Genomic DNA, 23,277 nt, shown 5'->3' on the forward strand with positions numbered 1-23,277 from the left:
AAAAATGGATGTAAAATCAGAAGTTATTGAAATTATTGATGAACTCTTCATGGAAGATGTTTCAGACATGATGGATGAAGACCTTTTCGATGCTGGTGTTCTCGATTCAATGGGAACAGTTGAGCTTATCGTTGAATTGGAATCACGTTTCGATATTCGTGTGCCAGTTTCAGAATTTGGTCGTGATGACTGGAACACAGCTAATAAGATTGTTGAAGGGGTAACGGAGCTTCGCAATGCTTAAGCGTTTATGGCAAATTTTTGGCCCTATAATCTGTGCCTTAGTCTTGGTAGTAGTAGTTATTTTTTCCTACCCTCAAGGCAGAAAACATAATTATGAGGTTGAAAAACGTAACGCAGTAACCTTGACAACTGAGAACTTTAAGAGCCGTATTAATAAGACGACAGCTCTTTCTGATAAGAATCATCGATTTGTCCCTTTCTTTGGGTCTAGTGAGTGGTTGCGTTTTGATGCCCTTCATCCAGCTGTTTTAGCTGAAAAATACGACCGTAACTATCGCCCATATTTTATTGGACAACGTGGGGCTGCCTCTCTAAACCAATATTTGGGAATGCAACAAATGCTTCCTGAATTGAAAAATGGGACAGCAGTCTACGTCTTGTCACCACAGTGGTTTACTAAAAAAGGTTACAATTCTGCGGCTTTCCAGCAGTTCTACAATAACGACCAACTTAGTAGTTTCTTAAGTCAAAATCAGACGGATGCAAATTCTCAATATGCTGCTCAGCGTATCTTAGAGATGAAACCTGAGGTTACTATGAAATCTCAACTTTCTAAAGTGGCTAATGGACAAGATTTAAATTCTCTTGATAAGACTTATATTCAATTTATGGCAGAGCTTAATAAGCGAGAAGATGCCTTGTTCAGTCCTTTTGCAGCATCAAATAATGCAAATTACGACAAGAAGGTTCTTCCTTATCTTAAAGAGTTGCCAGACAAGTTCTCTTACGAGGCACTTGACCAGGTTGCCGTAAGAGATGCAGAAGCTCATACCAAGTCAAACGACTTTGGTATCGATGACCGTTTCTATAAGAAACGTTTGGCTAAAAAGATTGGTAAACTTAAAGGTTTCCAAAAGAATCTTTCGTATGAAGTTTCACAAGAATACGGTGACCTACAGTTAGTCTTAAATCAATTTGCGAAGTCAAATACTAACGTTATCTTTGTCATCCCACCTGTTAATAGCAAGTGGATGGCTTATACGGGACTAAGTCAAGAAATGTATGACGCTACGGTTTCTAAAATCCGTTATCAATTGGAAAGTCAAGGCTTCACCAATATTGCTGACTTCTCAAAAGATGGAGATCAACCTTACTTCATGCAAGATACCATTCATATGGGATGGAAAGGTTGGGTAGCCTTTGACAAGGCTGTTGATCCATTTGTAAGTAATCCAACACCTGCACCTAGCTATAACTTGAACGACCGCTTTTATAGTAAGGATTGGGCAGGTTATACAGGGGCTCCTAGTCAGTTTAAGTAGTATTACTTAATAAATCAATCAAAAAGGCTTGTTAAAGCCTTTTTATGTTATGATCTTTCCACGGTATTACCTTCGGAAATTATTAAAAAGGATTGGGATAACTCTCAATCCTTTTTATCCTTTTAAGTTTTATAATACGTTATACAGATAGTTATTTGTTTTTAGTTAGAGCTTTTCGAATTAAATCTGCAGGGATGATCAAAACCGCGATAAGAAGTGCAACGATATAGTGTTGAACGTCCATTGGAACGGTACTAAATACTTTACCACCGAATTGAATGATCAATGTTTGAACGACAGCAATAGAAATCATTACAATTGAGAATTTCTTGTTTTCGCCGATATGTTCAAAAACATTGAATCCATTACTACGTGTATTAAGTGAGTTGAAAATGACAGCATAGATAAATACTGTAAAGGTGAATGTTGTTACCATTTCAAAGTTGCCAGTTCCATTTGTGATAAAGTCTTGGATACCACCAACATTTTTAAGAATTGCTAAACATACGACAGTAATGAAGATGCTAGCTACACCGATAGCAGATTTCATATAGCCAGTAAGAATATTTGCCTTCTTAGCAACTGGTTTTTCATTCATGTAACGATCTAGCGTAGGTTCTTCACCAAAGGCAAGGGCAGCAAGTGTGTCCATGATAAGGTTGATCCAGAGAATTTGGATAATTGTAAATGGTTCTTTGAGGCCCAAAAGTGGTGAGAGAAGTGACATAGCAATTGTAGTCACGTTTACGGTTAATTGGAAGATAATAAATTTACTTACTGACTTACTCATAGTACGTCCATAGAGGACGGCTTTTTCAATCGAAGTCAATGAGTTATTCAAGATAACGATATCTGAGGCTTCACGTGCGACTTCAGTACCATCACCCATTGAGAATCCGACATCAGCCGATTTAAGGGCAGGTGAGTCATTGACTCCATCACCTGTCATACCAGCAACCATATCGAGGTCTTGAGTTGCCTCAATAAGACGTTTTTTATCCATTGGAAGGGCACGACTGACCACTTTTAAGTGAGGCAATTGTTGTTTGAGTTCTTGATCTGAGAGGGCAGAAAGTTCATCGTGAGTAAGGACAAGGTCATTTTGACCAGTAACGATACCGGCTTCTTTAGCGATAGCAACAGCGGTTTCTTTACGGTCACCAGTTACCATAACTACTTGAACCCCTGCACGGTTCATTGTTTCAACAGTTTGTTTAATTGAAGAACGAACGTTATCACGGATACATACGATACCAATCAAGACTTTATCATTACCATCTGTATTTAGGATAGCAAGCAAACGCATTGAACGATTAGCTTGTTCCAATGATAATTCTTGGAAACGAGCTTTAATATCATCTGTAAAGTTTTGTTTATTACCCTCTTTATCAAGATAGTAGTAGCAGTCGTTTAGGATGAATTCTGGAGCACCTTTGATGTAGGTTTTTCCATCGTTAGTCGTTACACTTGCGAATTTTGTTGCTGAGTTGAATTGTTGCTTCTCAGTAATTGTATTCGTATCGAAATCAAGTTGAGAACGTCCGATAAGGAAATCAAGAAGTGCACGATCAGTGGCGTTACTACCAACAGCACTGCCATCAGCTACCATGGCATCGTTATTAAGACCGATACCATTAATCATTTCAGCTTTTAGGCTATCTGACATTGTGTCAAAATCAGGAGCATCAGTTTCACCAGTAGCCGCATAAAGTGTTCCATCAGCAAGGAAGAAGTCAACTACAGATAGTTTACCTTCAGTGATAGTACCAGTCTTATCACTGAAGAGGATATTCATGTATCCGGCTGTTTCAATGGTATCAGGATGGCGAACCAAGATATTTTGAGCTAAAAGTCGTCCTGAGTTCATTGAAGAAACGAGTGCCAACATCATTGGAAGACCTTCTGGAACGGCCATGATGATGATTGTAACCGCAAAGAGAATTGTTTCAATGATAAGAAGGAAGATTGAACCACCATTGAGGTTATTAGCCTTATTAAGGGCAATAAAGCCTAAAACAAGGTTGATTACTGAATATGCAGCACCTGCACTATAACCGAGGACACCGATGTTTCCAGCAAGCTTGTTGAGTTTTTCTTTGGATGGTGAATCTTTACTATCTTCTTGAAGAGAAGTATTGATGCTTCCTAGAACGGTATTATCACCAATTTGTGTAGCTTCCATAACGGCTTCGCCTGAAGTAACAACTGTACCACGGAAGACTTTGAGCTCTGTAAAGAGGTCGGAAGAGTCTGGCTCTGCTTGATCACCAAGAGGAAGTTTTTTAGCATCTTCACTTTCACCATTAAGGACAGCTTGGTTTACTTTTAATTCACCTTCCAAGATGATACCATCAACTGGGATCTTGTCCCCTGATTGAAGGAGAATCTGATCACCTTTCACAATATCATCAACGAGAACCTCTTTAAGTTTACCATCACGATAAACCTTAGCATTAGTTTTTGAAGCCTCTTCCTGAAGAGTGTTGAACTTTTGCTCATTTCGGTATTGTGAGACTGCTGAAAATCCTGTAGACATCAAAATGGCGAAAATTAGTGAGATAGCCTCATACCAATTAGCTTCACCAATAGCAGGGAAAATCATTCCAACAAAGTTGAAGATGATTTTTAATCCTAAGGCAGCCAAGAGGATAAGAATCCATTGATCTTGGAAGGCTTCGATAAAGATTGAGAGGAGCGAGTTTGCCTCTTTACTAGAGAGCCTATTATCGCCATGGGCGTTTTTACTTGCTTGAACTTCAGCAGAAGTCAAGCCTTTAAATTTTTTCATTTAAGGTTTTGTATCCTTTCTAAATTATTACTGAGTTTTAAGGCTAGTAAATTATAAGCCAAAAAGTTCATCATTACAGTCACGATAACTGAATAACCATCAGTAAGTATTATACTTTATTTTACTATTAAGTTGTTGATTTTTCACCAATAGAATATTGAAGTTTCTTTTCTCTTTAGCAAGTGTAGGAGTGTACAAAGAACCCGCATTTTTTATTTAGAGATAATTCTGTTTTTTCACCTTCAATTCATACAACCCTCTCACCGCATTGCATCCATAGATGGCCTGAGCCTGTTCCATATCTTTTAAGGTCAAGACTTTTTCTTTAAGCTTATTATCAGCAATAAGTCTTTGTCTGTAGATGCCATTTAAGAGGCCGAGGTGAACGGGTGGTGTGTAGAGTTGGTCTTTGATTTTAAGAACGATGTTACCGATAGAGGTTTCTAGGAGTTGCCCCTCATGATTATAATAAATTTGTTCGTGAGGTTCGATACTAAGGTGAGGACGGTAACTTGTTTTGAAGAAGGTATAGGGGCTATCCAACGGATGCCTTTGCTCAACTAACCTTGCTTGGCAGAAGTCATTAGATAAGTTTGTTAATTGGGTATGTTCAAACTTCAGTTCACCATCTTTTGCAAGTGACATTTTAAGACGGTAGTCTTTGTCAAGGTTTAGTGATTGGCACAGAGCTTCGACTTGATAGTGTGCTTTTTCTGCATTGAAAGGATAGTCAAAGTAGCGACTGCTCTCTTGCAAGCGTTTCATATGCTCCTCAAGAAATAGCAGTTTTCCTTGATGGACACGACCAGTTGAAATGAGATTGAATTTGGGGTTCTGACGGTATAGAACAGCAGCTTTTTGCTTGGTTTCTTCATATTCAGCTTCCCAGTTGCTATCCCAGGTAATACCTCCTCCGACACCATAGATAGCTTTGGTTCCTTCCATTTGTAGTGTTCGAATGGCCACGTTGAAAATACTAGGTCCCTGTGGCATCAAGATACCAATAGCTCCACAATAGACACCTCGAGGCTGTTTTTCAACCTTCTTAATAATCTCCATGGTTGCTATTTTTGGGGCACCTGTAATCGAGCCGCATGGAAAAAGGGCTTGGAAGACATCGCTTAAACTACTATTTGGTAGGAGTTGCGTCTCAATAGTCGAAGTCATTTGCCAAACCGTAGAGTATTGTTCAACTTGGCAAAGGCTCTTGACATCCTCACTTCCTATTTTTGAAATACGATTCATGTCATTTCTAAGAAGATCGACAATCATCATATTTTCAGAGCGATTTTTCTGATCCTGAGCTAGCCACTGGGCTTGTTTGAGGTCAGATTCACTTGTCAAACCACGATTAGTAGTACCTTTCATAGGACGAGTGGTCAATCTATCACCATCTTTTTTAAAAAAGAGTTCTGGGCTTATGGAAATGATAGAGACATCATCGTGCTGAATAAAGGCATTGTAATGTGCATTTTGCTCAACAACCAATCGGTTATAGATGGCAAAGGGATCAGCTGTCAGGTTCTGTTGAAGTTGAACAGTATAATTGACTTGATAAGTATCACCTTGTCGAATATGGTGGTGTATTTGCTCAATAGCAGCCTTGTATTCCTCTGCAGAAGTTAGCTCTTGCCAAGATTTTGGTAAGGCAATTGGCTCATAAGCAAGTGGAATAGGCTCTATTTGAACAGTTTCATGAATAGTGAAGTAGAGGAGATACTCTGACATTAATGGACCAGCAATAACCTGAAATTTTGTCTCGAAGGCAGGGGCTGCTTCATAGGAAACATAACCTACTGCATAATAGCCTTCATTTTGATAGGCTTCGACTTCAGCTAAAAGGTGCTTAACTTCCTTAATGTTCTTTGTTTTTAGTTCTTTAATGGCATCAGTAAAGATTTGTCTGGCGCCAAGTTCCTTAAAATCAATAACAGTTTTCTTATGCATACTTAAAGTATAACATAAGAAGTTTCCCTCTGGTTCTTTTTCATGTTTTAATTCTCTTTCTCAAAATTTTAACTAAAAATGAACTTTTTTGACAGTTTTACATATGTTATAATAGTGGTGACTAAAAGAAGATTTCAGAGGGAAGTATGACAAAAAAAAACAATTTAAAGAAGGGCAACAGCAGTCTTTCAAACCATAAAATGAAAAAAGGCACTTCTAAGAATTCATGGAAGCATCAAATGTATGAGCTAGAAATTGCCATTGCTAAAGAGTCAAGTAACAAAAAAAGAAATGAACTAATTAAAATTCATAATGGCTATATGAGTGAGTATGATAGCTTAAAGAAACAAATCATTTGGTTAGCCGTATTAGGAATTTGTTTCTTATTGGTATTGGTAGTTTTTGGTTATTATATTTGGAAAAGTTACAATAGTGAGAATATGTCTTATACATCATCTTGCCTTCAAGAGAAAGTACTGAGCACTTATAGAGCTTAGTGTTCCAATCCTAGTAAATAATAGAGTCTCTAGACAAAAGTCTAGGGATTTTTTTGTTAAAAAAGGTTTTATCAGGTTGATGTATAGTTATTAGCTATAACAATATCTAAACAAAAGGAGATAACGGTAGCTAGAAACCCATTACTTTATAGGTTATAGTCTAAAACTATATATAGAGAAAACTAATAGCAATTATACAGCCACCCATTTCTTTGGTAAGATAAGTTCAACAACAAAGAGGAGGACACAAGATGTCAACTACTATCATTGGTTTCCCACGTTTGGGTGAATTCCGCGAATTAAAATTTACAACAGAAAAATACTTTAGAAATGAAATTACTGCAGATGAACTCTTAGCAGCAGCCAAAGACTTACGTGCAAAACACTGGAATATTGTTAAAGAGAAGGGTATCAGTGAAATTCCTTCAAATGATTTTTCACATTACGATAACTTCCTTGATGCAGCTTTCCTTTTCAACGTCGTACCTGAATCTGTTCAAAACTTGGATTTGACAGATCTTGAACGTTACTTTGCTTTGGCGCGTGGTTACCAAGGTGAAAAAGGGGATGTACGTGCCCTTCCTATGAAAAAATGGTTTAACACTAACTACCATTACATCGTTCCTAAATTTGAAAAAACAACAGAAGTTAAACTTGCTGGTCACAAGATTTTTGATGAGTACCAAGAAGCTAAAGAATTGGGACTTAACACACGCCCAGTTGTGGTTGGACCATTCACATTCCTTCAATTATCTGACTTTGAAGATGGTGTGAAAGCAGAAGACTTTGTAGACAGCTTTGTGGCAGCTTACCAAGAAGTCTTCGCAAAATTGGCTGAGCTTGGTGCGACTCGTATTCAACTCGATGAGCCAGCTCTTGTTAAAGATTTGACAGCAGAAGAAAAAACTCTCTTTTTGAACCTCTACAACAAACTCTTGGCTGATAAGAAAGGCCTTGAAGTCTTGATTCAAACTTACTTTGGTGATGTTCGTGATGTCTACAATGACCTTGTGAACTTGCCAGTTGATGGTATTGGTCTTGACTTTGTTGAAGGTAAGAAAACACTTGAATTGGTTAAAGGTGGTTTCCCAGCTGATAAGACTCTCTATGCCGGTATCGTCAATGGTAAAAACATCTGGCGTAACAACTACGAGAAGAGTCTTGAAATTCTTGAACAAGTGCCAGCTGAAAATGTTGTTTTGACAACATCTTGCTCACTTCTTCATGTACCATTTACAACTGCTAACGAAGAATTTGAACCAGCTATCTTGAACCACTTTGCTTTTGCGGTTGAAAAATTGGACGAATTGCGTGATTTGGATGCTATCCGCAATGGTCAAGGTGCAGAAGCCCTTGCTGCAAACAAAGAACTCTTTGCGACTGAGCGTGTTGGTGAAAATGCTGAACTTCGTGCCCGTATTGCAGGCTTGACTGAAGCTGATTACACTCGTTTGCCAGCATTTGCAGAACGTGAAGCGATTCAAAAAGATGCTTTCAAACTTCCATTGCTTCCAACAACAACTATCGGTTCATTCCCTCAAACTAAGGAAGTTCGTGCTAAACGTTTGGCTTTCCGTAAGAATGAATTGTCACAAGAAGAATACGATGCTTTCCTTGCTGAAATCACTGATGAATGGATTAAATGGCAAGAAGAAGTTGGATTTGACGTGCTTGTACACGGTGAATTCGAACGTAACGACATGGTTGAGTACTTCGGTCAAAACTTGTCAGGCTACCTCTTCTCTAAAAATGGTTGGGTGCAATCATATGGTATGCGTGGGGTTAAACCACCAATCATCTGGGGTGATGTCACTCGTCTTAACCCAATAACTGTGAAATGGTCTAGCTACGCACAAAGCCGTACTGACAAACCTGTTAAAGGTATGTTGACTGGACCTGTTACTATCCTTAACTGGTCATTCCCACGTGAAGACATCTCTATTAAGGATTCAACTCTTCAAATTGCTCTTGCAATCAAAGATGAAGTCCTTGACCTTGAAGCTGCAGGCGTGAAAATTATCCAAATTGACGAAGCTGCTCTTCGCGAAAAATTGCCACTCCGTCGTAGTGACTGGTATGAGGATTACCTTGACTGGGCAATTCCAGCCTTCCGTTTGGTACACTCAACAGTAGCACCAGACACACAAATCCACACTCACATGTGTTACTCAGAATTTACAGATATCATTCCAGCTATCGACAACTTGGATGCTGACGTTATCTCATTTGAAGCTAGTCGTTCAAATCTTGAAATCTTGGATGAACTTAAAGCTCAAAACTTCCAAACAGAAGTTGGACCTGGGGTTTACGATATCCACTCACCACGTGTCCCACAAGACGGTGAAATTGACCACACTATCGAAGCAATCTTGGCTAAAGTACCAAGCGGTAAAGTATGGATCAACCCTGACTGTGGTTTGAAGACTCGCGGAATCAAAGAAACTAAAGAAAGCTTGATCAAGCTTGTAGAAGCTGCAAAAGCAGCTCGCGAAAACTTGTAAGCAGAAGTTATCATATGTTGAAGACCTTCTTCCTTAAGTGTAGAAGGTTTTCAATAGCGAATAATGTTCTAAAGATTTTTGCAAGCAGGCTATGATTAACAAGTGTTTAACTGAACTCATGAAGTCAGTAGGCACTTAAAACAGCTTTCGTCTTAACAAAAATCTAAAAAGAAGAAGGTATAAAATATGACAAGCCAAACACCATCACTCTCTTTTGAAGTCTTTCCACCTAACCCAGCAGTAGGTAATGAAAAAATCCTACGTGCTCTTGAGGATATGCAAGGATTGGCTCCACACTTTATCAGTGTGACAGCTAGTAATAACAAATATAATATCAAAGAGACGACGGTTCCTTTGGCAGATCATATTCAAAATGACCTAGCCATCCCAACGATTGCCCACCTTCCAGCTATCTATTTGAGTAAAGAAAAGGTTGCTGATACCTTACGTGACTTGGATGCCGTTGGTGTACACCGTATCTTAGCCCTACGTGGCGATATCATTCCTGGTGTGGAACCTCTTAAAGACTTTAAATATGCCACTGATTTGATTGAATTTATCAAGGAAGAAGCTCCTCAATTTGATATCATCGGTGCCTGCTATCCTGAAGGGCATCCAGATTCGCCAAATCAAATCTCTGATATCCAAAACCTTAAGAAAAAGGTTGATGCAGGTTGTTCTGGTCTTTTAACCCAACTCTTCTTTGACAATGAACGTTTCTATGATTTTCAAGATAAATGTACCTTGGCTGGAATTGATGTACCAATTCATGCGGGTATTATGCCAATTTTGAATCGTAACCAAGCTCTACGTTTGCTTAAGACTTGTGAGAATATCCATTTGCCACGTAAGTTCCGTGCCATTTTGGATAAGTATGAGCATGATCCTGAGTCACTTAGAGCGGCAGGTCTTGCTTATGCGATTGACCAGATTGTCGACCTTGTTACTCAAGATGTTGCAGGCGTTCACCTCTACACCATGAATAATGCAGAAACTGCTCGTCATATTCACGAAGCTACTCATTCCTTGTTTAAGCATCATTCACAAGTTAGCGCTCTATAATTGAATCATAAAACTACCACCTATAGTTTAATCTATAGGTGGTTTCGTGTTTATAGTATCTTGAATATACAATATAAGTGCACAATAAAAACTCATAAGATTTTCTAGTAAAATAGAATTGAACGAACTAGTTACGAAAGGAAATCTTATGAGCTACCATCATTTTACCATAGACGAGCGTGAAAGTATTCTCATTTACCGTACGCAAGGCCTAAATTTTTCTCAAATTGCTAAGTTACTTCATCGTCATCCATCTAGTATTAGTCGTGAGTGGAAGCGCCATACAAAATCAGGAGCTTATTCTCCAAATCATGCACAGGAATCGTACCATAATGCCAAATCACACTGTGGGCGGAAACGGATGCTTGAAATAGATCACAATTTAAGCAATACCATCAAACATCTATTTCTCGATTACCAATGGTCTCCTGAAGAAATAGAAGGTCGGTTGCGCTTAGAGTATGGGAAAACTGTTGTTAGTTATCAAACAATCTATAGAGCCATTTATCGAGGACATTTTGAGGATGACTCATTATCTCATGGTGCTCGTGGTGTCATTCGTAAACTTCGTCATCGTGGGAAAACACGTCATACTAAAGGTCATGTTGAAAATAGAGGGAAAATATCCATTTCTCATACAATTCACGAAAGACCAGAAGAAGCTAATAATCGAACTAGAATAGGAGATTGGGAAGCCGATACTGTTGCAGGTAAAACTGGAAAAGCTTGTTTAGTGACTCTAACAGACCGTTATTCTCGTTTTCTAAAAATCAAAAAGGTAGCTGTTAAGAAAAGCAAGTTGGTAATAGAAGCTATGGTAAAACTGTTAGAACCCTTGACGAAGTATACAGTAACTCCTGATAGAGGGAAAGAATTCACCTATCATCAGAAATTGAGTGATCAATTGAACATTGAAGTCTATTTTCCTGACCCTCATGCTCCATGGCAACGAGGAACCAATGAGAACACGAATGGATTACTTAGAGAATATTTTCCAAAGGGTAGTGATCTAACATTGGTTGATGATCAGACTATTCAGCTATGGGAGAACAAACTTAATAATAGGCCACGAAAATGTCTTAACTGGAAAACACCTTATGAAGTATTCTATGGGGAAAGTATGCACTTAATTTGACAATTCAAGATGCAAAAAGTAACTTCCTTAATTCTAGTAGTGTAATGTATAAAAAAGACTTAGAGCTTAGCTCTAAGTCTTAAATATTATTCGCCTACGAAAGCATTGATCTCTGCTTCGATATTCGCAATTTTTTCTTTAGCATCTGCTTCAGATTCACCAACTGTAGCGATGTAGAATTTGATTTTTGGTTCTGTACCTGAAGGACGAACGGCAAACCATGAATCATCAGCCAAGATGTATTTAAGTACGTTACTAGGAGGAGTTGTTAATTTTTCAACGCCGTCAGCAGTAGTAGCTGTTTGTTCCAAGAAGTCTTCTGTCTTAGCAATGTCTGTGTTGTTGAATTGTTTAGGAGCATTGCCACGGAATTTATCCATGATTTTCTTGATTTCAGCAGCTCCGTCAACACCTGAAAGGGTAACAGAGATTGTTTTTTCTGCGAAGTAGCCGTATTGTTTGTAGATTTCTTCGATACCATCTGCCAAAGTCATACCACGTGAGCGGTAGTAAGCTGCGATTTCAGCAACGATAAGAACAGCTTGGATAGCGTCTTTGTCACGTACGAATGGTTTGATGAGGTAACCGAAGCTTTCTTCGAAACCAAGCATGTAAGTGTGGTTGTGTTGTGTTTCAAATTCATGAATTTTTTCACCGATAAATTTGAAACCAGTCAAGACGTTAAACATCGTTGCGCCGTAGCTTTCTGCAATCTTAGTAACCAACTCAGTTGATACGATTGATTTACAGAGGGCAGCATTGGCAGGAAGTGTACCAGCTGTTTTGTGAGCTTCAAGAATGTATTTAGCAATGATAGCTCCGATTTGGTTACCAGAAAGGTTGAGGTAAGAACCATCTGGTTGACGAATTTCAACACCAAGACGGTCAGCATCGGGATCAGTTGCAACCAATACATCAGCGTCTACTTTGCGACCAAGTTCTTCAGCAAGAGCAAATGCTTCTTGGTTTTCAGGGTTTGGAGATTTAACAGTTGAGAAGTCAGCATCTGGAACAGCTTGAGCTTCAACAACTTGAACAGCTTCAAATCCAGCTTGCGCAAGAGCACGACGTGCCAACATTTCACCAGTACCATGAAGTGGAGTGTAGACAATCTTCATGTCACGACCGTATTCATTGATTAAGTCTTGGTTGATGTTAACGCCTTTAACTTCTTTCAAGTATTCAGCGTCGACGTTTTCACCGATAACTTCAATCAAGCCGCTAGCTTTGCTTTCTTCAAGGTCAGCCAATTGCACAGTGAAAGGATTTTCGATAGCACGGATGTAGTCTGTCAATGCATCTGCATCTGCTGGTGGCATTTGTCCACCATCTTCTCCGTAAACCTTGTAACCATTAAATGGTGCAGGGTTGTGGCTGGCTGTTACCATGATACCAGCAAATGTGTGAAGATGACGTACTGCAAATGACAATTCAGGTGTTGGACGAAGGCTTTCAAATACGTAAGATTTAATACCGTGAGCTGCCAAAACTTGTGCAGATTCAAATGCAAATTCTGGAGAGAAGTGACGGCTGTCATAGGCAATAGCAACACCACGTTTTTTAGCTTCTTCCCCTTTTGAGTCAATCAATTGGGCCAAACCTTCAGTTGCTTGGCGAACAACGTAAATGTTAATGCGGTTAGTACCAGCACCAATCAATCCACGCATACCAGCTGTACCGAATTCAAGGTTGGTATAGAAGGCATCTTCTTTCGTTTTTTCATCCATTGCGACCAACTCATCATGAAGGTAAGCAGGCAATTCAGCGAAGTCGAGCCATTTTTGATAATTTTCAGTGTAAGACATAGCAATCTCCTTTATATTTTTAACCGCTTACATTATAACAAATTTTTTCAGAAAATTCTAGCGATAATTGTAAATCTTTTTAAAAAGAAAATGGTATCTAAAATGTAAATGAAAATAAAAGAGCCAAGACATATCAGTCTCGACCTAACTAATTATTTTAATCTTTCAAGTGTCGGAACGGCTGCAGTTGTGACAAGAACTGTAGCAATAACTTCAATAAGAGAGTTTGTTGTCAAAATTAAAGCAAGAAAATGTTGAAAACTACCACCATAGATGTTACCGAAGAAGATATAAATTCCCAATAGAACAAAAATGGTATTGGTCATAGACCCGACAATAGCAGCTGTCACTAAACCAGTACGATTGTGTAGCCATCGATAGACGAAGTAAGGAGTCACTCCGATTAAAATACGTGGAAACAGTGCAATAATGAGAGAATAGAGATTTCCATGTGAGACAAAGGGACTAAAGAGGAAACTTGCTGGCGTCAAAACCAATGTATTCATGGTCACACTAAAGAGGCCCATGAGGAGTCCCAAAATAGCTCCGATTCTAGGTCCATAAATGACGGAAGCGATAACAACAGGAATATGAACTAAGGTCGGTTGAATACCAGACGGAACAAATTCGAGAATGAAGGAAGTTACAAAATGAATGGTGAGCATTACTGCAAAAAAGATGGCAATTCTTGCAATAGCGGTTGATTTTTTCATAAAAATTCTCCTTAACAGTTTATAGAATAGTATCTGATTTTCGGCACTATCCATAGATTAAATGATTTACTTTTTCAATCGTAAAAGCATAGGAGTGATACTTACTGTCAAAAGTCCAGCAATAATCATTTCAGCAATCGAATTTGTTGTGAAAATGGTTGCCATTAGTGTTTTGCCACCTGCTGTGTAGAAGTTAGGGATTAGGAAGTAGATGCCAAGAAGTACGAAAAATGTATTTGTGAAAGCACCTAAAACCCCAGATAGAGCCAGACCTAGACGATTTTGAAGTAATTTGTAGACAAAGTATGGGAAAATACCGATTAGGATACGAGGGACGATGGCAATGACTGCAGATGCCCAAGTTCCCCCTTCAACAAAAGGACTAAAGAGATAGCTACTAACCGTATAGATAACAGTGTTGCGAATAATACTCATAATTCCCATGAAGCCACCCAAATAAGCTCCAATTTTAGGACCGTAGACGATGCTAGCGATAATAACTGGGATATGGGTTAGGGTTGGTTTGATTGGAAGTACAAAAGCAGCAAAGATGGTTTGACTGAGTACTTCGATTACAACCATTGTAGCTATCAAGAGGGATAACTGAGCCGTTTGGTTTGCTTTATTTTTCTTATTCATCATAAACTCCTTTTTATTCTCTGCAAGGCTATTTTGTTAAAGCATTGTCAATGGATTCAATAATGTCATCAATATTAGCTAAGGCACCACGTCCTGTATCTCCACAAGCCAGTAAACCTGATTTTGGAAGAATTTCTTGGTAGCCAAGGTCATGCAAAGTATCTAGATTCTTCTTAGTCAGTGGATTTTCATACATTTTCGTATTCATTGCAGGGGCAATTAGTTTAGGTGTGGTGCTAGGTAAAGCTAAAGCAGTAGCAGTAAGCATATTATCGGCTAAACCATGTGCTAATTTGGCAATGGTATTTGCTGAAGCTGGAGCTACAATAAAGAGGTCAGCTTCTTTACCTAAGTCAATATGATTAATACGTTCAGCCAATTTCTCTTCCATGACATCAGTGTGAACAGGATTCTTCGAAAGGACTTGAAGTGTCAGAGGAGTGATAAAGGCTTGCGCAGCTTCAGTCATAATGACGTGAACATCATAACTTTTTTTCTTTAACCTGCTTGTTAGATCAGCTGTTTTATAGGCAGAAATTGATCCTGAAACAGCAAGGATGATACGTTTAGTCATGGCATATCCTTTCAAATAAAGCTTGAGCAATAGCAGATTTAGTCGTAACCTTCTCCTCGTTTTTTTCGTCAACTAGATAAGCAATATGTTGATCTTGAGTGATATCACTCAAGTCGTTGGCAACAATAATATCAGCTTTATTGCGTTTCAGACTTGCACGAGCAACCTTAAAAAGCTCTTCTTTACTTACATTAACCAAAAGTTTGAAGCCAATCAATTGAATAGCAGGATTCCATTGTTTGACGAGGCTAATGACCTTCGGTGTTTTTTTAAGAAAAAGAACCTGATAATCAGAAGCTGATGAAATCTTGCTTTCAGTGTTAGATTTATGCAAGAATTGAGCGAGATCTTCGGTGTCCTCCAATTCAGCGAAATCCGTCATATAAATAGGAGTATAATCAGAGACTGCCATACTATGTATAAGAACATCGTGCTCTTTAACGAGTGGCTCCATTTTTTTGAGAAGACTTTCTACGTTCGTAATTTCTGTAATCTTTAGATTTTCTTTCGGTTCTGGTTTAACCGCTGTCTTGGTCGTTACTAAGGTTACATGGTGACCCTTAGCCAAGAAAAGTTCAGCGATTTCCTTTCCTAGATAACCTGTTGAATGGTTTGTGATTCCACGTACAGCATCAATCTTTTCAGTGGTACCACCCGATGTAATCAAAATTTTCATAGTAGTATTGTACTAAAAATTGAGTCTTTAGTAAATAAATAGTAGGTATTTTTGGGGTGTACCCCTATAAATTAAAGTTATAACGTTTTATAACAAAACAAAAACCGAACATTGAAAAGTAATTAACCAAAAATAATGCGTTTTTTATTAAACTCTGATATAATAGACTTTAGAAAAATATAGAGGAGTGTCTCATGAAAACAGATATCGAAATTGCTCAAAGTGTAGAATTAAAACCAATCACAGAAGTAGTTGAAAAAGTTGGAATCGGCTTTGACGATTTGGAACTCTACGGAAAATATAAGGCAAAATTGTCATTTGATAAAATCAATGCAGTCAAAGACAATAAGCCAGGAAAATTGATTTTGGTGACAGCTATCAACCCAACACCAGCTGGTGAAGGGAAATCAACCATGTCAATTGGTCTTGCAGACGCTCTTAACAAAATTGGTAAGAAAACAATGATTGCCCTTCGTGAACCATCTCTTGGTCCGGTTATGGGAATCAAAGGTGGTGCTGCAGGTGGTGGTTACGCTCAAGTGCTTCCGATGGAAGATATCAACCTCCACTTCACAGGGGATATGCACGCTATTACTACAGCAAATAATGCTTTGTCAGCCCTTCTTGACAATCATATTCACCAAGGAAATGCTCTCGGCATTGACCAACGTCGTATCATTTGGAAACGTGTGGTTGACCTTAATGACCGTGCGCTTCGTCATGTAAATGTTGGTCTTGGCGGACCACTTAATGGTATTCCACGTGAAGATGGTTTTGATATTACTGTTGCGTCTGAAATCATGGCGATTCTTTGCTTGGCTACTGATATTAATGACCTTAAAGAACGTTTGGCTAACATTGTAGTTGCCTACCGTTATGACCGTACACCAGTTTATGTACGTGATCTTGAAATTGAAGGTGCGCTTACCCTTATTCTTAAAGATGCCATCAAACCTAATTTGGTACAGACAATTTATGGAACACCAGCCTTGGTACACGGTGGTCCATTTGCCAATATCGCTCACGGATGTAACTCAGTTCTAGCTACAGCTACAGCTCTTCGTTTGGCTGATTATACGATTACTGAAGCAGGTTTCGGTGCTGACCTTGGTGCTGAAAAATTCCTTGATATCAAGACTCCAAACCTCCCAACAACTCCTGATGCTGTTGTTATTGTTGCGACACTTCGTGCCCTTAAAATGCACGGTGGGGTAGCCAAAACTGACCTCTCTGAAGAAAATGTTCAGGCCGTTCGTGATGGCTTCGCAAACTTGAAACGTCATGTGGAAAACGTTCGTAAATTTGGTCTTCCAGCAGTCGTTGCTATTAACGAATTTGTTGCTGATACAGAAGCTGAAATTGCAGCCCTTAAAGAACTTTGTGCAGAAATCGATGTTCCTGTTGAATTGGCTAGCGTTTGGGCTAATGGTGCTGATGGTGGTATTGACCTTGCCAACGCAGTAGTTGATGCTGTTGAAAATGGTAATGCCGACTATAAACGTCTTTATTCTGATGATGATAGCTTGGAAGCAAAAATCACTAAGATTGTTACTGAAATCTATGGTGGTAAATCAGTTGTCTTCGAGAAAAAAGCTAAGAACCAACTCAAACAATTTGCAGAATTCGGTTGGGATAAATTGCCAGTATGTATGGCCAAAACACAATATAGCTTCTCAGATAACCAATTCTTACTTGGAGCACCAGAAGGTTTTGATATCACTATCCGTGAATTTGTTCCTAAAACAGGTGCTGGATTTATCGTAGCTCTTACAGGTGACGTCATGACTATGCCTGGTCTTCCAAAAGCACCAGCAGCCCTCAAGATGGACGTAGCTGAAGACGGAACAGCTGTTGGTTTGTTCTAAGAAGAAATATCGATATAAAACAGTACCTATTGGTGCTGTTTTTTTGTTTGAGTTATGAAAAACTTAAGGAAAGTTTAGTAGACTAAAGCTAAATAAAATAAGATCAAAGCACTAGATGATTACGTCTATTTTAGATATAATGATAAAACTTAGTCAAAGTGTTATTTGTATCTTTGACACCTAACAAGGGGGATAACTATGATTAAAATACTACTAGTAGAAGATGATTTGAGTTTGTCGAACTCAGTTTTTGATTTTTTAGATGACTTTGCTGATGTGATGCAAGTCTTTGATGGAGATGAAGGCCTTTACGAAGCTGAAAGTGGTGTTTATGATTTAATTCTTTTAGACCTTATGTTGCCTGAAAAAGATGGTTTCACGGTTCTTAGAGAATTACGTGAAAAAGGTGTAACAACTCCTGTACTTATCATGACGGCTAAGGAAAGTCTAGACGATAAGGGGCACGGCTTTGAACTGGGGGCAGATGACTACCTAACTAAGCCTTTCTATTTAGAAGAGTTGAAGATGCGTATTCAAGCACTTTTGAAACGATCAGGTAAATTTGACCAAAACACACTTTCTTTTGGTGATGTTCGTGTCAATCTTGCTACAAATTCAACCTTTGTGGGGGATAAAGAAGTAGAGCTTCTTGGTAAAGAGTTTGATTTATTAGTTTACTTCTTACAAAATCAAAATGTCATTTTGCCTAAGTCACAAATTTTTGACCGTCTTTGGGGATTTGATAGTGATACCACGGTATCAGTTGTTGAGGTTTATGTTTCTAAAATTCGTAAGAAACTTAAAGGAACAGACTTTGCTGCCAACCTCCAAACCTTGAGAAGTGTGGGGTATATTTTGAAGAATGCTGACTAAATTTTTCAATTATCTCTTTAGGAGAATCAAGTCAGACGGATTTAAGTCGTTCATTCATTTCTTTGCTACTTTTTCTGGTATTTTCCTTATCATGACTGTCATGATTTTGCAGATTCTGAGTTACGGTGTCTATTCCAATGTGGACTCTAGTCTGAAAATGGCAGCCACTAAGACCAATTCTTATTTAGAAATGGAAATGCTCAAACGGGAACTTTTTCTGACTTCTGAGGTGGATCAAAATAATACGACAACCATTTACCAAGCCTATGATACTAAAGAGTCGACAGCTGAAACACCTGACTCGAGTGGCTCTAAAAAAGAACCTAAGAAGAAATCAAAAATTGAAGATACCCCTCACGATTTATCTGTTGCGGCAAATACTAGTGTCTTGGTACTTGATAAGAATGGAAAAGTCCTTAATGTCGTTGATAAATTTTCAAGCTTATCCAATTTACCAATAGACAAAAATAACATTGATGTTATCAGCAAGGGAAGTGCTCAGAATTATTTCGATCAAACGGAAAAGTACCGTCTGATTACTGAAAAAGTAGATAATAGCCTCTATCCTGATGCTAAGTACCTTGTTATTGCGATTAATACAACTCAATTGGAAGAAGCCACTGAACGTTATGTTAAGCTAATTGTCATCATGATGAGTTTCTTCTGGCTTTTATCTGTTGCGGCTAGTATGTATTTGGCTAAGTGGTCAAGACGTCCTATCCAGGAAAGCTTGGAGAAGCAGAAGGCTTTTGTTGAGAATGCTAGCCATGAGTTACGGACACCGCTTGCTGTGATTCAAAACAGATTAGAAGTTCTTTTCCGCAAGCCTGAGAGCACCATTCTAGATAATTCAGAGAATATTGCTTCAAGTCTTGATGAAGTACGCAACATGCGTCTTTTGACGACTAATCTTTTGAACTTGGCTCGTCGTGACGATGGTATTAAACCAGAAATCGAAACCTTAGAACCTGCTTTCTTTGATACAGTATTTACCAACTATGCCATGATTGCAGAAGAAAATGAGAAAGGTTTCACGGCTCAAAATCAAGTTAGTCGTCCAATCCAAACTGATAAAACGCTATTGAAACAGTTAATGACCATCTTATTTGATAATGCTATTAAATATACGGAAGATGATGGACATGTTACCTTTACTGTTCGCACTAATGACCGCCAACTTTATATTTCTGTAGCTGATAATGGTCCTGGGATATCAGATAGTGATAAGAAAAAAATCTTTGATCGATTTTATCGCGTAGATAAGGCTAGAACCAGACAAAAAGGTGGGTTTGGACTTGGCTTATCCCTAGCGCAACAAATTGTTTTAGCCCTAAAAGGAACAATTGTTGTTAAAGATAATCAACCAAAGGGAACGATTTTTGAAGTTAAGATCACTGGAGTTTAATTAACAAAGAAAACCTGCTAGACGATAAGCTAGCAGGTTTTTTAGGTTTAGGTAATAAAAAAACTCCTAAATGGAGCTTTTAATTAGTTAGCCAATTTAGCTGCAAGACGTGATTTATCGCGGCTTGCTTTGTTTTTATGAATCAAACCTTTAGAAGCGGCTTTATCGATGCTAGCTGATGCAGCACGGTAAGCTTCTTCAGTTGGGTTAGCGTTGAATGCTTTAATAGCAGTACGCAAAGCTGATTTTTGAGCTGAGTTTTTTTCGTTTTGTTTAACGTTAAGTTCAGCGCGTTTGATAGCTGATTTAATATTTGCCAATGTTTTCACCTCCAAAATTTATCTAACTATGTCATTATACGTTATTTTAGGCCCCTTGGCAAGCTTTTTCTATTTTTTTAAGTGGATGAAGTCGATTTTATGATTGTCTCCCTTGTGAAGAATCAGTTCAGCTCGACTTCGTGTAGGTTCGATATAATTTTCCAGGTTAACTAAATTGATATCACGCCAGGTTTTTTGTGCTAAAGATAAAGCTTCATCCTTACTAAATTTAGTGAAACGATGGTAGTAGTTGTTTTCATCTTTTTTGGCGAGCTCAAGAAGGGTTTGAAAACGTTCGAGATACCAGGATTCGATATTATTAACTTCAGCGTCAATGTAGAGAGAAAAATCGAAATAGTCACTCATGTAAAGTCGTTGGTTAATAGGGTTCTGGAAAACGTTAATCCCTTCGACAATTAGAAAATTAGGCTGTCTAATTTCTTGGGTAAGTCCTGGTACAATATCATAAATTTCATGAGAGTAAACAGGAATATTGACATCACCACCATTTTTTATAGTATCTAAAAAGTTGAGAAGAAGTGGCATATCGTAGGACTCAGGGAAGCCCTTACGATTAAGGATGCCTTTTTCTTTCAAGGTTTGGTTAGGATAGAGAAAGCCATCAGTTGTCACAAGTTCAACTTTAGATTGGGGGAAGGTACGCTGCAACAAGAGTTGAAGCAAACGACTGGTTGTGGATTTGCCAACAGCAACTGAACCAGATACCCCGATAATAAATGGACGGTTAGTCTGTGATTTTTGTAAAAAGATACTCTTAGAGAAGGTCAGGTCGTTGGCAGTTTTCTGATAGATACGAATGAGATTGATAAGAGGTAGATAGATGTCACTAACTTCTTGAACATCGATCTTATCATTAAGGCTTCGAATGGAATCCAGTTCTTCTGCAGTCAATGGGGCATTGTCCTCTTTATGAAGGCGTTGCCATTCCTTACGTGATATCGTTTCGAAATTTATAAATTCATTTAGCATAAATAACATTATAGCAGAAAAAAAGGTCGAATGTAAGCCTTGTCATTTCACTAGCCTTACTTTAGTATTTATGATACGATAAAGAAAAAGTACTATCTAGAAGGAAAAAATAATGTCAAAAATGTATTATGCTGAGACGCCAGATGCGGCTCACGATATTCACGATTTAAAAGTAAATTTATTAGGAGAAAGTTTTCAGTTTTATACGGATGCTGGGGTTTTCTCTAAAAAAATGATTGATTTTGGAAGTCAAGTGCTTTTGAGTGCATTAGATTTGGAAGCTGGCAAAACGCTTTTAGATGTGGGTTGTGGCTATGGTCCTCTTGGTATCAGTTTAGCCAAGGTTCAAGGAGTCAAAGCGACAATGATTGACATTAATAGTAGGGCAATTGATTTAGCTAAACAAAATGCTCAACGAAACAAGGTTGAAGCTACTATCTTCCAATCAAATATCTATGAAAATGTTACTGGAACTTTTGACTATATTATTTCTAATCCACCTATCCGTGCTGGGAAGAAGGTGGTTCATCAAGTTATTGAGGAGGCATATGATTATCTCAATCAAGGTGGTAACCTAACTATTGTTATTCAGAAAAAACAAGGAGCTCCATCAGCAAAGACTAAGATGGAGGATGTGTTTGGTAATGCTGAAGTCGTTAAAAAGGATAAAGGATATTATATCCTTAGAAGTGAGAAAATATGAGAACAGTTGATTTAATTGAAAAGAAAAGAGATGGTGGCGAGTTAAGCACAGAGGAAATTTCATATCTCATTAATGGCTATGTGTCTGGGGAAATACCAGACTATCAGATAGCAGCCCTGGCGATGGCGATTTATTATCAAGGTATGTCTATTCGTGAAATCCATGATTTGACCACTGATATGGTTGCTTCGGGCGAACAATATGATTTGTCAGAAATTCCAGGTGTTAAGGTGGATAAACATTCGACCGGAGGCGTTGGTGATAAGGTAACCATTATTCTGATGCCGCTTGTAGCTAGCTTTGGTGTTCCAGTGGCTAAGATGAGTGGTCGTGGTCTCGGACACACAGGTGGAACGATTGACAAATTAGAGTCTATCAAAGGCTATCAGGTTGAGCGTAGTAAGGAAGAATTCATTCAGCAAGTTAAAGACATTGGGATTTCCCTCATTGGTCAGTCTGAGCATTTGGTTAAGGCTGATAAACTTCTTTATGCCTTGCGTGATGTCACTGCAACAGTAGATTCCATTCCTCTAATCGCAAGCTCTGTTATGTCAAAAAAGATAGCAGCAGGCGCTGATAAGATTTTACTGGATGTTACTGTTGGTCAAGGCGCTTTCATGAAAAATATGTCTGACGCTGAGAAGTTGTCTGAGACCATGGTTGCACTAGGGCATGAGGTCAATCGTGAAACGATTGCAGTTATTACAGATATGAGCCAGCCACTAGGTAAGGCTATTGGTAACCGTTTAGAAATCACAGAGGCTATTGAAATTATGCAAGGTAAGGGACGTGAAGATATCACTGACTTTATCTGTGAGATGGCTGAGATTCTATTAGATTTAGCTCAGGTTGAAGCTAGCCAGGAAGAGATTCGTCAGCACTTAGTGGGTGGAAAAGCTCTTGCTAAGTTTGAAGAACTCATTCAAGCTCAAGGTGGTGATTTGACCGATCTTTATCGTCATAGCAGTGCTCCTGTCGTGACAGATATTCATGCTCATGAAACAGGTTACATTAAAGAGTTACCTGCAATGGCATTTGGAAAATTTGCTATGCAATTAGGAGCAGGTCGAGCTACGAAGTCAGATAGTCTTAATTATGAAACAGGAATTGTATTTGAAAAGAAAGTTGGCGATTCTGTGACTCAGGGAGACCTTATTGCCAAGGTCTATAGCCAAGAAATTTTATCTGAAAAAATGCTGACTGAATTCGAAAAAAATGTTATTATGGGTAGTGAATGTAAAGAAACGACAGAAATATTAAAGATAATTCGCTAACCCCT

Annotated in this window: 20 protein-coding genes; 11 read left to right on the top strand and 9 right to left on the bottom strand. The window is 38.4% G+C overall.

Going from position 1 to position 23,277, the window contains the following annotated elements; all coding sequences use genetic code 11:
• Positions 1 to 4: 4 nt before the first annotated feature.
• Positions 5 to 244: a D-alanine--poly(phosphoribitol) ligase subunit DltC gene (dltC, locus tag NSQ79_RS04100; RefSeq protein ID WP_002891149.1), complete on the top strand. Its 240-nt coding sequence runs from the start codon at positions 5 to 7 to the stop codon at positions 242 to 244.
• The gene (dltD, locus tag NSQ79_RS04105; RefSeq protein WP_070475609.1) at positions 237 to 1,505 is read left to right on the top strand and encodes a D-alanyl-lipoteichoic acid biosynthesis protein DltD; all 1,269 of its coding nucleotides are present in this window, start codon (positions 237 to 239) and stop codon (positions 1,503 to 1,505) included. The genes dltC and dltD overlap by 8 nt, the downstream gene beginning before the upstream one ends.
• 151 nt (positions 1,506 to 1,656) lie before the next feature.
• Here dltD and NSQ79_RS04110 read toward each other — a convergent pair whose 3' ends face one another.
• Together NSQ79_RS04110 and pabB are read right to left on the bottom strand one after the other, a co-directional pair.
• Entirely contained in the window at positions 1,657 to 4,293 is a 2,637-nt protein-coding gene (locus NSQ79_RS04110) for a calcium-translocating P-type ATPase, PMCA-type (RefSeq protein WP_339313913.1), read from the bottom strand.
• 216 nt (positions 4,294 to 4,509) lie between these two features.
• On the bottom strand, positions 4,510 to 6,240 hold the full coding sequence (gene pabB / locus NSQ79_RS04115) for an aminodeoxychorismate synthase component I (protein ID WP_138261524.1): 1,731 nt from the start codon (positions 6,238 to 6,240) through the stop codon (positions 4,510 to 4,512).
• A gap of 146 nt (positions 6,241 to 6,386) precedes the next feature.
• Here pabB and NSQ79_RS04120 point away from each other — a divergent pair, with 146 nt between their 5' ends.
• The 4 genes from NSQ79_RS04120 to NSQ79_RS04135 all read left to right on the top strand — a co-directional run bounded on the left by NSQ79_RS04120 (position 6,387) and on the right by NSQ79_RS04135 (position 11,435).
• Positions 6,387 to 6,737: a hypothetical protein gene (locus NSQ79_RS04120; RefSeq protein WP_049527929.1), complete on the top strand. Its 351-nt coding sequence runs from the start codon at positions 6,387 to 6,389 to the stop codon at positions 6,735 to 6,737.
• A gap of 251 nt (positions 6,738 to 6,988) precedes the next feature.
• Complete coding sequence (gene metE, locus NSQ79_RS04125) at positions 6,989 to 9,238, top strand: 5-methyltetrahydropteroyltriglutamate--homocysteine S-methyltransferase (protein ID WP_049554094.1); 2,250 nt, start codon at positions 6,989 to 6,991, stop codon at positions 9,236 to 9,238.
• A gap of 186 nt (positions 9,239 to 9,424) precedes the next feature.
• The gene (gene metF / locus NSQ79_RS04130; protein ID WP_021144026.1) at positions 9,425 to 10,300 is read left to right on the top strand and encodes a methylenetetrahydrofolate reductase [NAD(P)H]; all 876 of its coding nucleotides are present in this window, start codon (positions 9,425 to 9,427) and stop codon (positions 10,298 to 10,300) included.
• Between the two features lie 148 nt (positions 10,301 to 10,448).
• Positions 10,449 to 11,435, top strand: a complete 987-nt coding sequence (locus tag NSQ79_RS04135; RefSeq protein WP_339313329.1) for an IS30 family transposase — start codon at positions 10,449 to 10,451, stop codon at positions 11,433 to 11,435.
• Positions 11,436 to 11,521: 86 nt separating this feature from the next.
• Here NSQ79_RS04135 and NSQ79_RS04140 read toward each other — a convergent pair whose 3' ends face one another.
• The 5 genes from NSQ79_RS04140 to NSQ79_RS04160 all read right to left on the bottom strand — a co-directional run bounded on the left by NSQ79_RS04140 (position 11,522) and on the right by NSQ79_RS04160 (position 15,842).
• Positions 11,522 to 13,240, bottom strand: a complete 1,719-nt coding sequence (locus NSQ79_RS04140) for a phospho-sugar mutase (RefSeq protein WP_045768628.1) — start codon at positions 13,238 to 13,240, stop codon at positions 11,522 to 11,524.
• A gap of 152 nt (positions 13,241 to 13,392) precedes the next feature.
• The gene (locus NSQ79_RS04145; protein ID WP_013990460.1) at positions 13,393 to 13,953 is read right to left on the bottom strand and encodes an ECF transporter S component; all 561 of its coding nucleotides are present in this window, start codon (positions 13,951 to 13,953) and stop codon (positions 13,393 to 13,395) included.
• Positions 13,954 to 14,019: 66 nt separating this feature from the next.
• Positions 14,020 to 14,592 carry an ECF transporter S component gene (locus NSQ79_RS04150; RefSeq protein ID WP_004182105.1) on the bottom strand — a complete coding sequence of 191 codons (573 nt, stop codon included), beginning with the start codon at positions 14,590 to 14,592 and terminating at the stop codon, positions 14,020 to 14,022.
• Positions 14,593 to 14,620: 28 nt separating this feature from the next.
• Positions 14,621 to 15,166, bottom strand: a complete 546-nt coding sequence (gene coaC / locus NSQ79_RS04155) for a phosphopantothenoylcysteine decarboxylase (RefSeq protein WP_073687142.1) — start codon at positions 15,164 to 15,166, stop codon at positions 14,621 to 14,623.
• Positions 15,159 to 15,842 carry a phosphopantothenate--cysteine ligase gene (locus tag NSQ79_RS04160; RefSeq protein WP_073687143.1) on the bottom strand — a complete coding sequence of 228 codons (684 nt, stop codon included), beginning with the start codon at positions 15,840 to 15,842 and terminating at the stop codon, positions 15,159 to 15,161. The genes coaC and NSQ79_RS04160 overlap by 8 nt, the downstream gene beginning before the upstream one ends.
• Positions 15,843 to 16,036: 194 nt before the next feature.
• Here NSQ79_RS04160 and NSQ79_RS04165 point away from each other — a divergent pair, with 194 nt between their 5' ends.
• The 3 genes from NSQ79_RS04165 (at position 16,037) to NSQ79_RS04175 (ending at position 19,985) form a co-directional block, all read left to right on the top strand.
• Positions 16,037 to 17,707: a formate--tetrahydrofolate ligase gene (locus NSQ79_RS04165; protein ID WP_073687144.1), complete on the top strand. Its 1,671-nt coding sequence runs from the start codon at positions 16,037 to 16,039 to the stop codon at positions 17,705 to 17,707.
• Positions 17,708 to 17,905: 198 nt separating this feature from the next.
• Positions 17,906 to 18,580: a response regulator transcription factor gene (locus NSQ79_RS04170; protein WP_002891134.1), complete on the top strand. Its 675-nt coding sequence runs from the start codon at positions 17,906 to 17,908 to the stop codon at positions 18,578 to 18,580.
• The gene (locus NSQ79_RS04175; RefSeq protein ID WP_049527921.1) at positions 18,570 to 19,985 is read left to right on the top strand and encodes a HAMP domain-containing sensor histidine kinase; all 1,416 of its coding nucleotides are present in this window, start codon (positions 18,570 to 18,572) and stop codon (positions 19,983 to 19,985) included. Before NSQ79_RS04170 ends, NSQ79_RS04175 begins: the two co-directional genes overlap by 11 nt.
• 83 nt (positions 19,986 to 20,068) lie before the next feature.
• On the opposite strand, the gene rpsT is transcribed toward NSQ79_RS04175, so the two are convergent.
• Positions 20,069 to 20,305: a 30S ribosomal protein S20 gene (rpsT, locus tag NSQ79_RS04180; protein WP_004182129.1), complete on the bottom strand. Its 237-nt coding sequence runs from the start codon at positions 20,303 to 20,305 to the stop codon at positions 20,069 to 20,071.
• 69 nt (positions 20,306 to 20,374) lie between these two features.
• The gene (gene coaA / locus NSQ79_RS04185; RefSeq protein ID WP_004182393.1) at positions 20,375 to 21,295 is read right to left on the bottom strand and encodes a type I pantothenate kinase; all 921 of its coding nucleotides are present in this window, start codon (positions 21,293 to 21,295) and stop codon (positions 20,375 to 20,377) included.
• 112 nt (positions 21,296 to 21,407) lie between these two features.
• Here coaA and NSQ79_RS04190 point away from each other — a divergent pair, with 112 nt between their 5' ends.
• Both NSQ79_RS04190 and NSQ79_RS04195 read left to right on the top strand, forming a co-directional pair.
• Entirely contained in the window at positions 21,408 to 21,998 is a 591-nt protein-coding gene (locus NSQ79_RS04190) for a class I SAM-dependent methyltransferase (RefSeq protein ID WP_004182394.1), read from the top strand.
• Positions 21,995 to 23,272, top strand: a complete 1,278-nt coding sequence (locus NSQ79_RS04195) for a pyrimidine-nucleoside phosphorylase (RefSeq protein ID WP_004182395.1) — start codon at positions 21,995 to 21,997, stop codon at positions 23,270 to 23,272. Before NSQ79_RS04190 ends, NSQ79_RS04195 begins: the two co-directional genes overlap by 4 nt.
• Positions 23,273 to 23,277: the final 5 nt, after the last annotated feature.

Source organism: Streptococcus sp. FSL W7-1342 (assembly GCF_037966635.1).
Classification (GTDB): Bacteria; Bacillota; Bacilli; order Lactobacillales; family Streptococcaceae; genus Streptococcus; species Streptococcus salivarius_D.

Excerpts from the sequence above, each read along its gene's own strand:
- dltC (WP_002891149.1), top strand. The coding sequence starts at position 5 with ATGGATGTAAAATCAGAAGTTATTGAAATTATTGATGAACTCTTCATG.
- dltD (WP_070475609.1), top strand. The coding sequence starts at position 237 with ATGCTTAAGCGTTTATGGCAAATTTTTGGCCCTATAATCTGTGCCTTA.
- NSQ79_RS04110 (WP_339313913.1), bottom strand. The coding sequence starts at position 4,293 with ATGAAAAAATTTAAAGGCTTGACTTCTGCTGAAGTTCAAGCAAGTAAA.
- pabB (WP_138261524.1), bottom strand. The coding sequence starts at position 6,240 with ATGCATAAGAAAACTGTTATTGATTTTAAGGAACTTGGCGCCAGACAA.
- NSQ79_RS04120 (WP_049527929.1), top strand. The coding sequence starts at position 6,387 with ATGACAAAAAAAAACAATTTAAAGAAGGGCAACAGCAGTCTTTCAAAC.
- metE (WP_049554094.1), top strand. The coding sequence starts at position 6,989 with ATGTCAACTACTATCATTGGTTTCCCACGTTTGGGTGAATTCCGCGAA.
- metF (WP_021144026.1), top strand. The coding sequence starts at position 9,425 with ATGACAAGCCAAACACCATCACTCTCTTTTGAAGTCTTTCCACCTAAC.
- NSQ79_RS04135 (WP_339313329.1), top strand. The coding sequence starts at position 10,449 with ATGAGCTACCATCATTTTACCATAGACGAGCGTGAAAGTATTCTCATT.
- NSQ79_RS04140 (WP_045768628.1), bottom strand. The coding sequence starts at position 13,240 with ATGTCTTACACTGAAAATTATCAAAAATGGCTCGACTTCGCTGAATTG.
- NSQ79_RS04145 (WP_013990460.1), bottom strand. The coding sequence starts at position 13,953 with ATGAAAAAATCAACCGCTATTGCAAGAATTGCCATCTTTTTTGCAGTA.
- NSQ79_RS04150 (WP_004182105.1), bottom strand. The coding sequence starts at position 14,592 with ATGAATAAGAAAAATAAAGCAAACCAAACGGCTCAGTTATCCCTCTTG.
- coaC (WP_073687142.1), bottom strand. The coding sequence starts at position 15,166 with ATGACTAAACGTATCATCCTTGCTGTTTCAGGATCAATTTCTGCCTAT.
- NSQ79_RS04160 (WP_073687143.1), bottom strand. The coding sequence starts at position 15,842 with ATGAAAATTTTGATTACATCGGGTGGTACCACTGAAAAGATTGATGCT.
- NSQ79_RS04165 (WP_073687144.1), top strand. The coding sequence starts at position 16,037 with ATGAAAACAGATATCGAAATTGCTCAAAGTGTAGAATTAAAACCAATC.
- NSQ79_RS04170 (WP_002891134.1), top strand. The coding sequence starts at position 17,906 with ATGATTAAAATACTACTAGTAGAAGATGATTTGAGTTTGTCGAACTCA.
- NSQ79_RS04175 (WP_049527921.1), top strand. The coding sequence starts at position 18,570 with ATGCTGACTAAATTTTTCAATTATCTCTTTAGGAGAATCAAGTCAGAC.
- coaA (WP_004182393.1), bottom strand. The coding sequence starts at position 21,295 with ATGCTAAATGAATTTATAAATTTCGAAACGATATCACGTAAGGAATGG.
- NSQ79_RS04190 (WP_004182394.1), top strand. The coding sequence starts at position 21,408 with ATGTCAAAAATGTATTATGCTGAGACGCCAGATGCGGCTCACGATATT.
- NSQ79_RS04195 (WP_004182395.1), top strand. The coding sequence starts at position 21,995 with ATGAGAACAGTTGATTTAATTGAAAAGAAAAGAGATGGTGGCGAGTTA.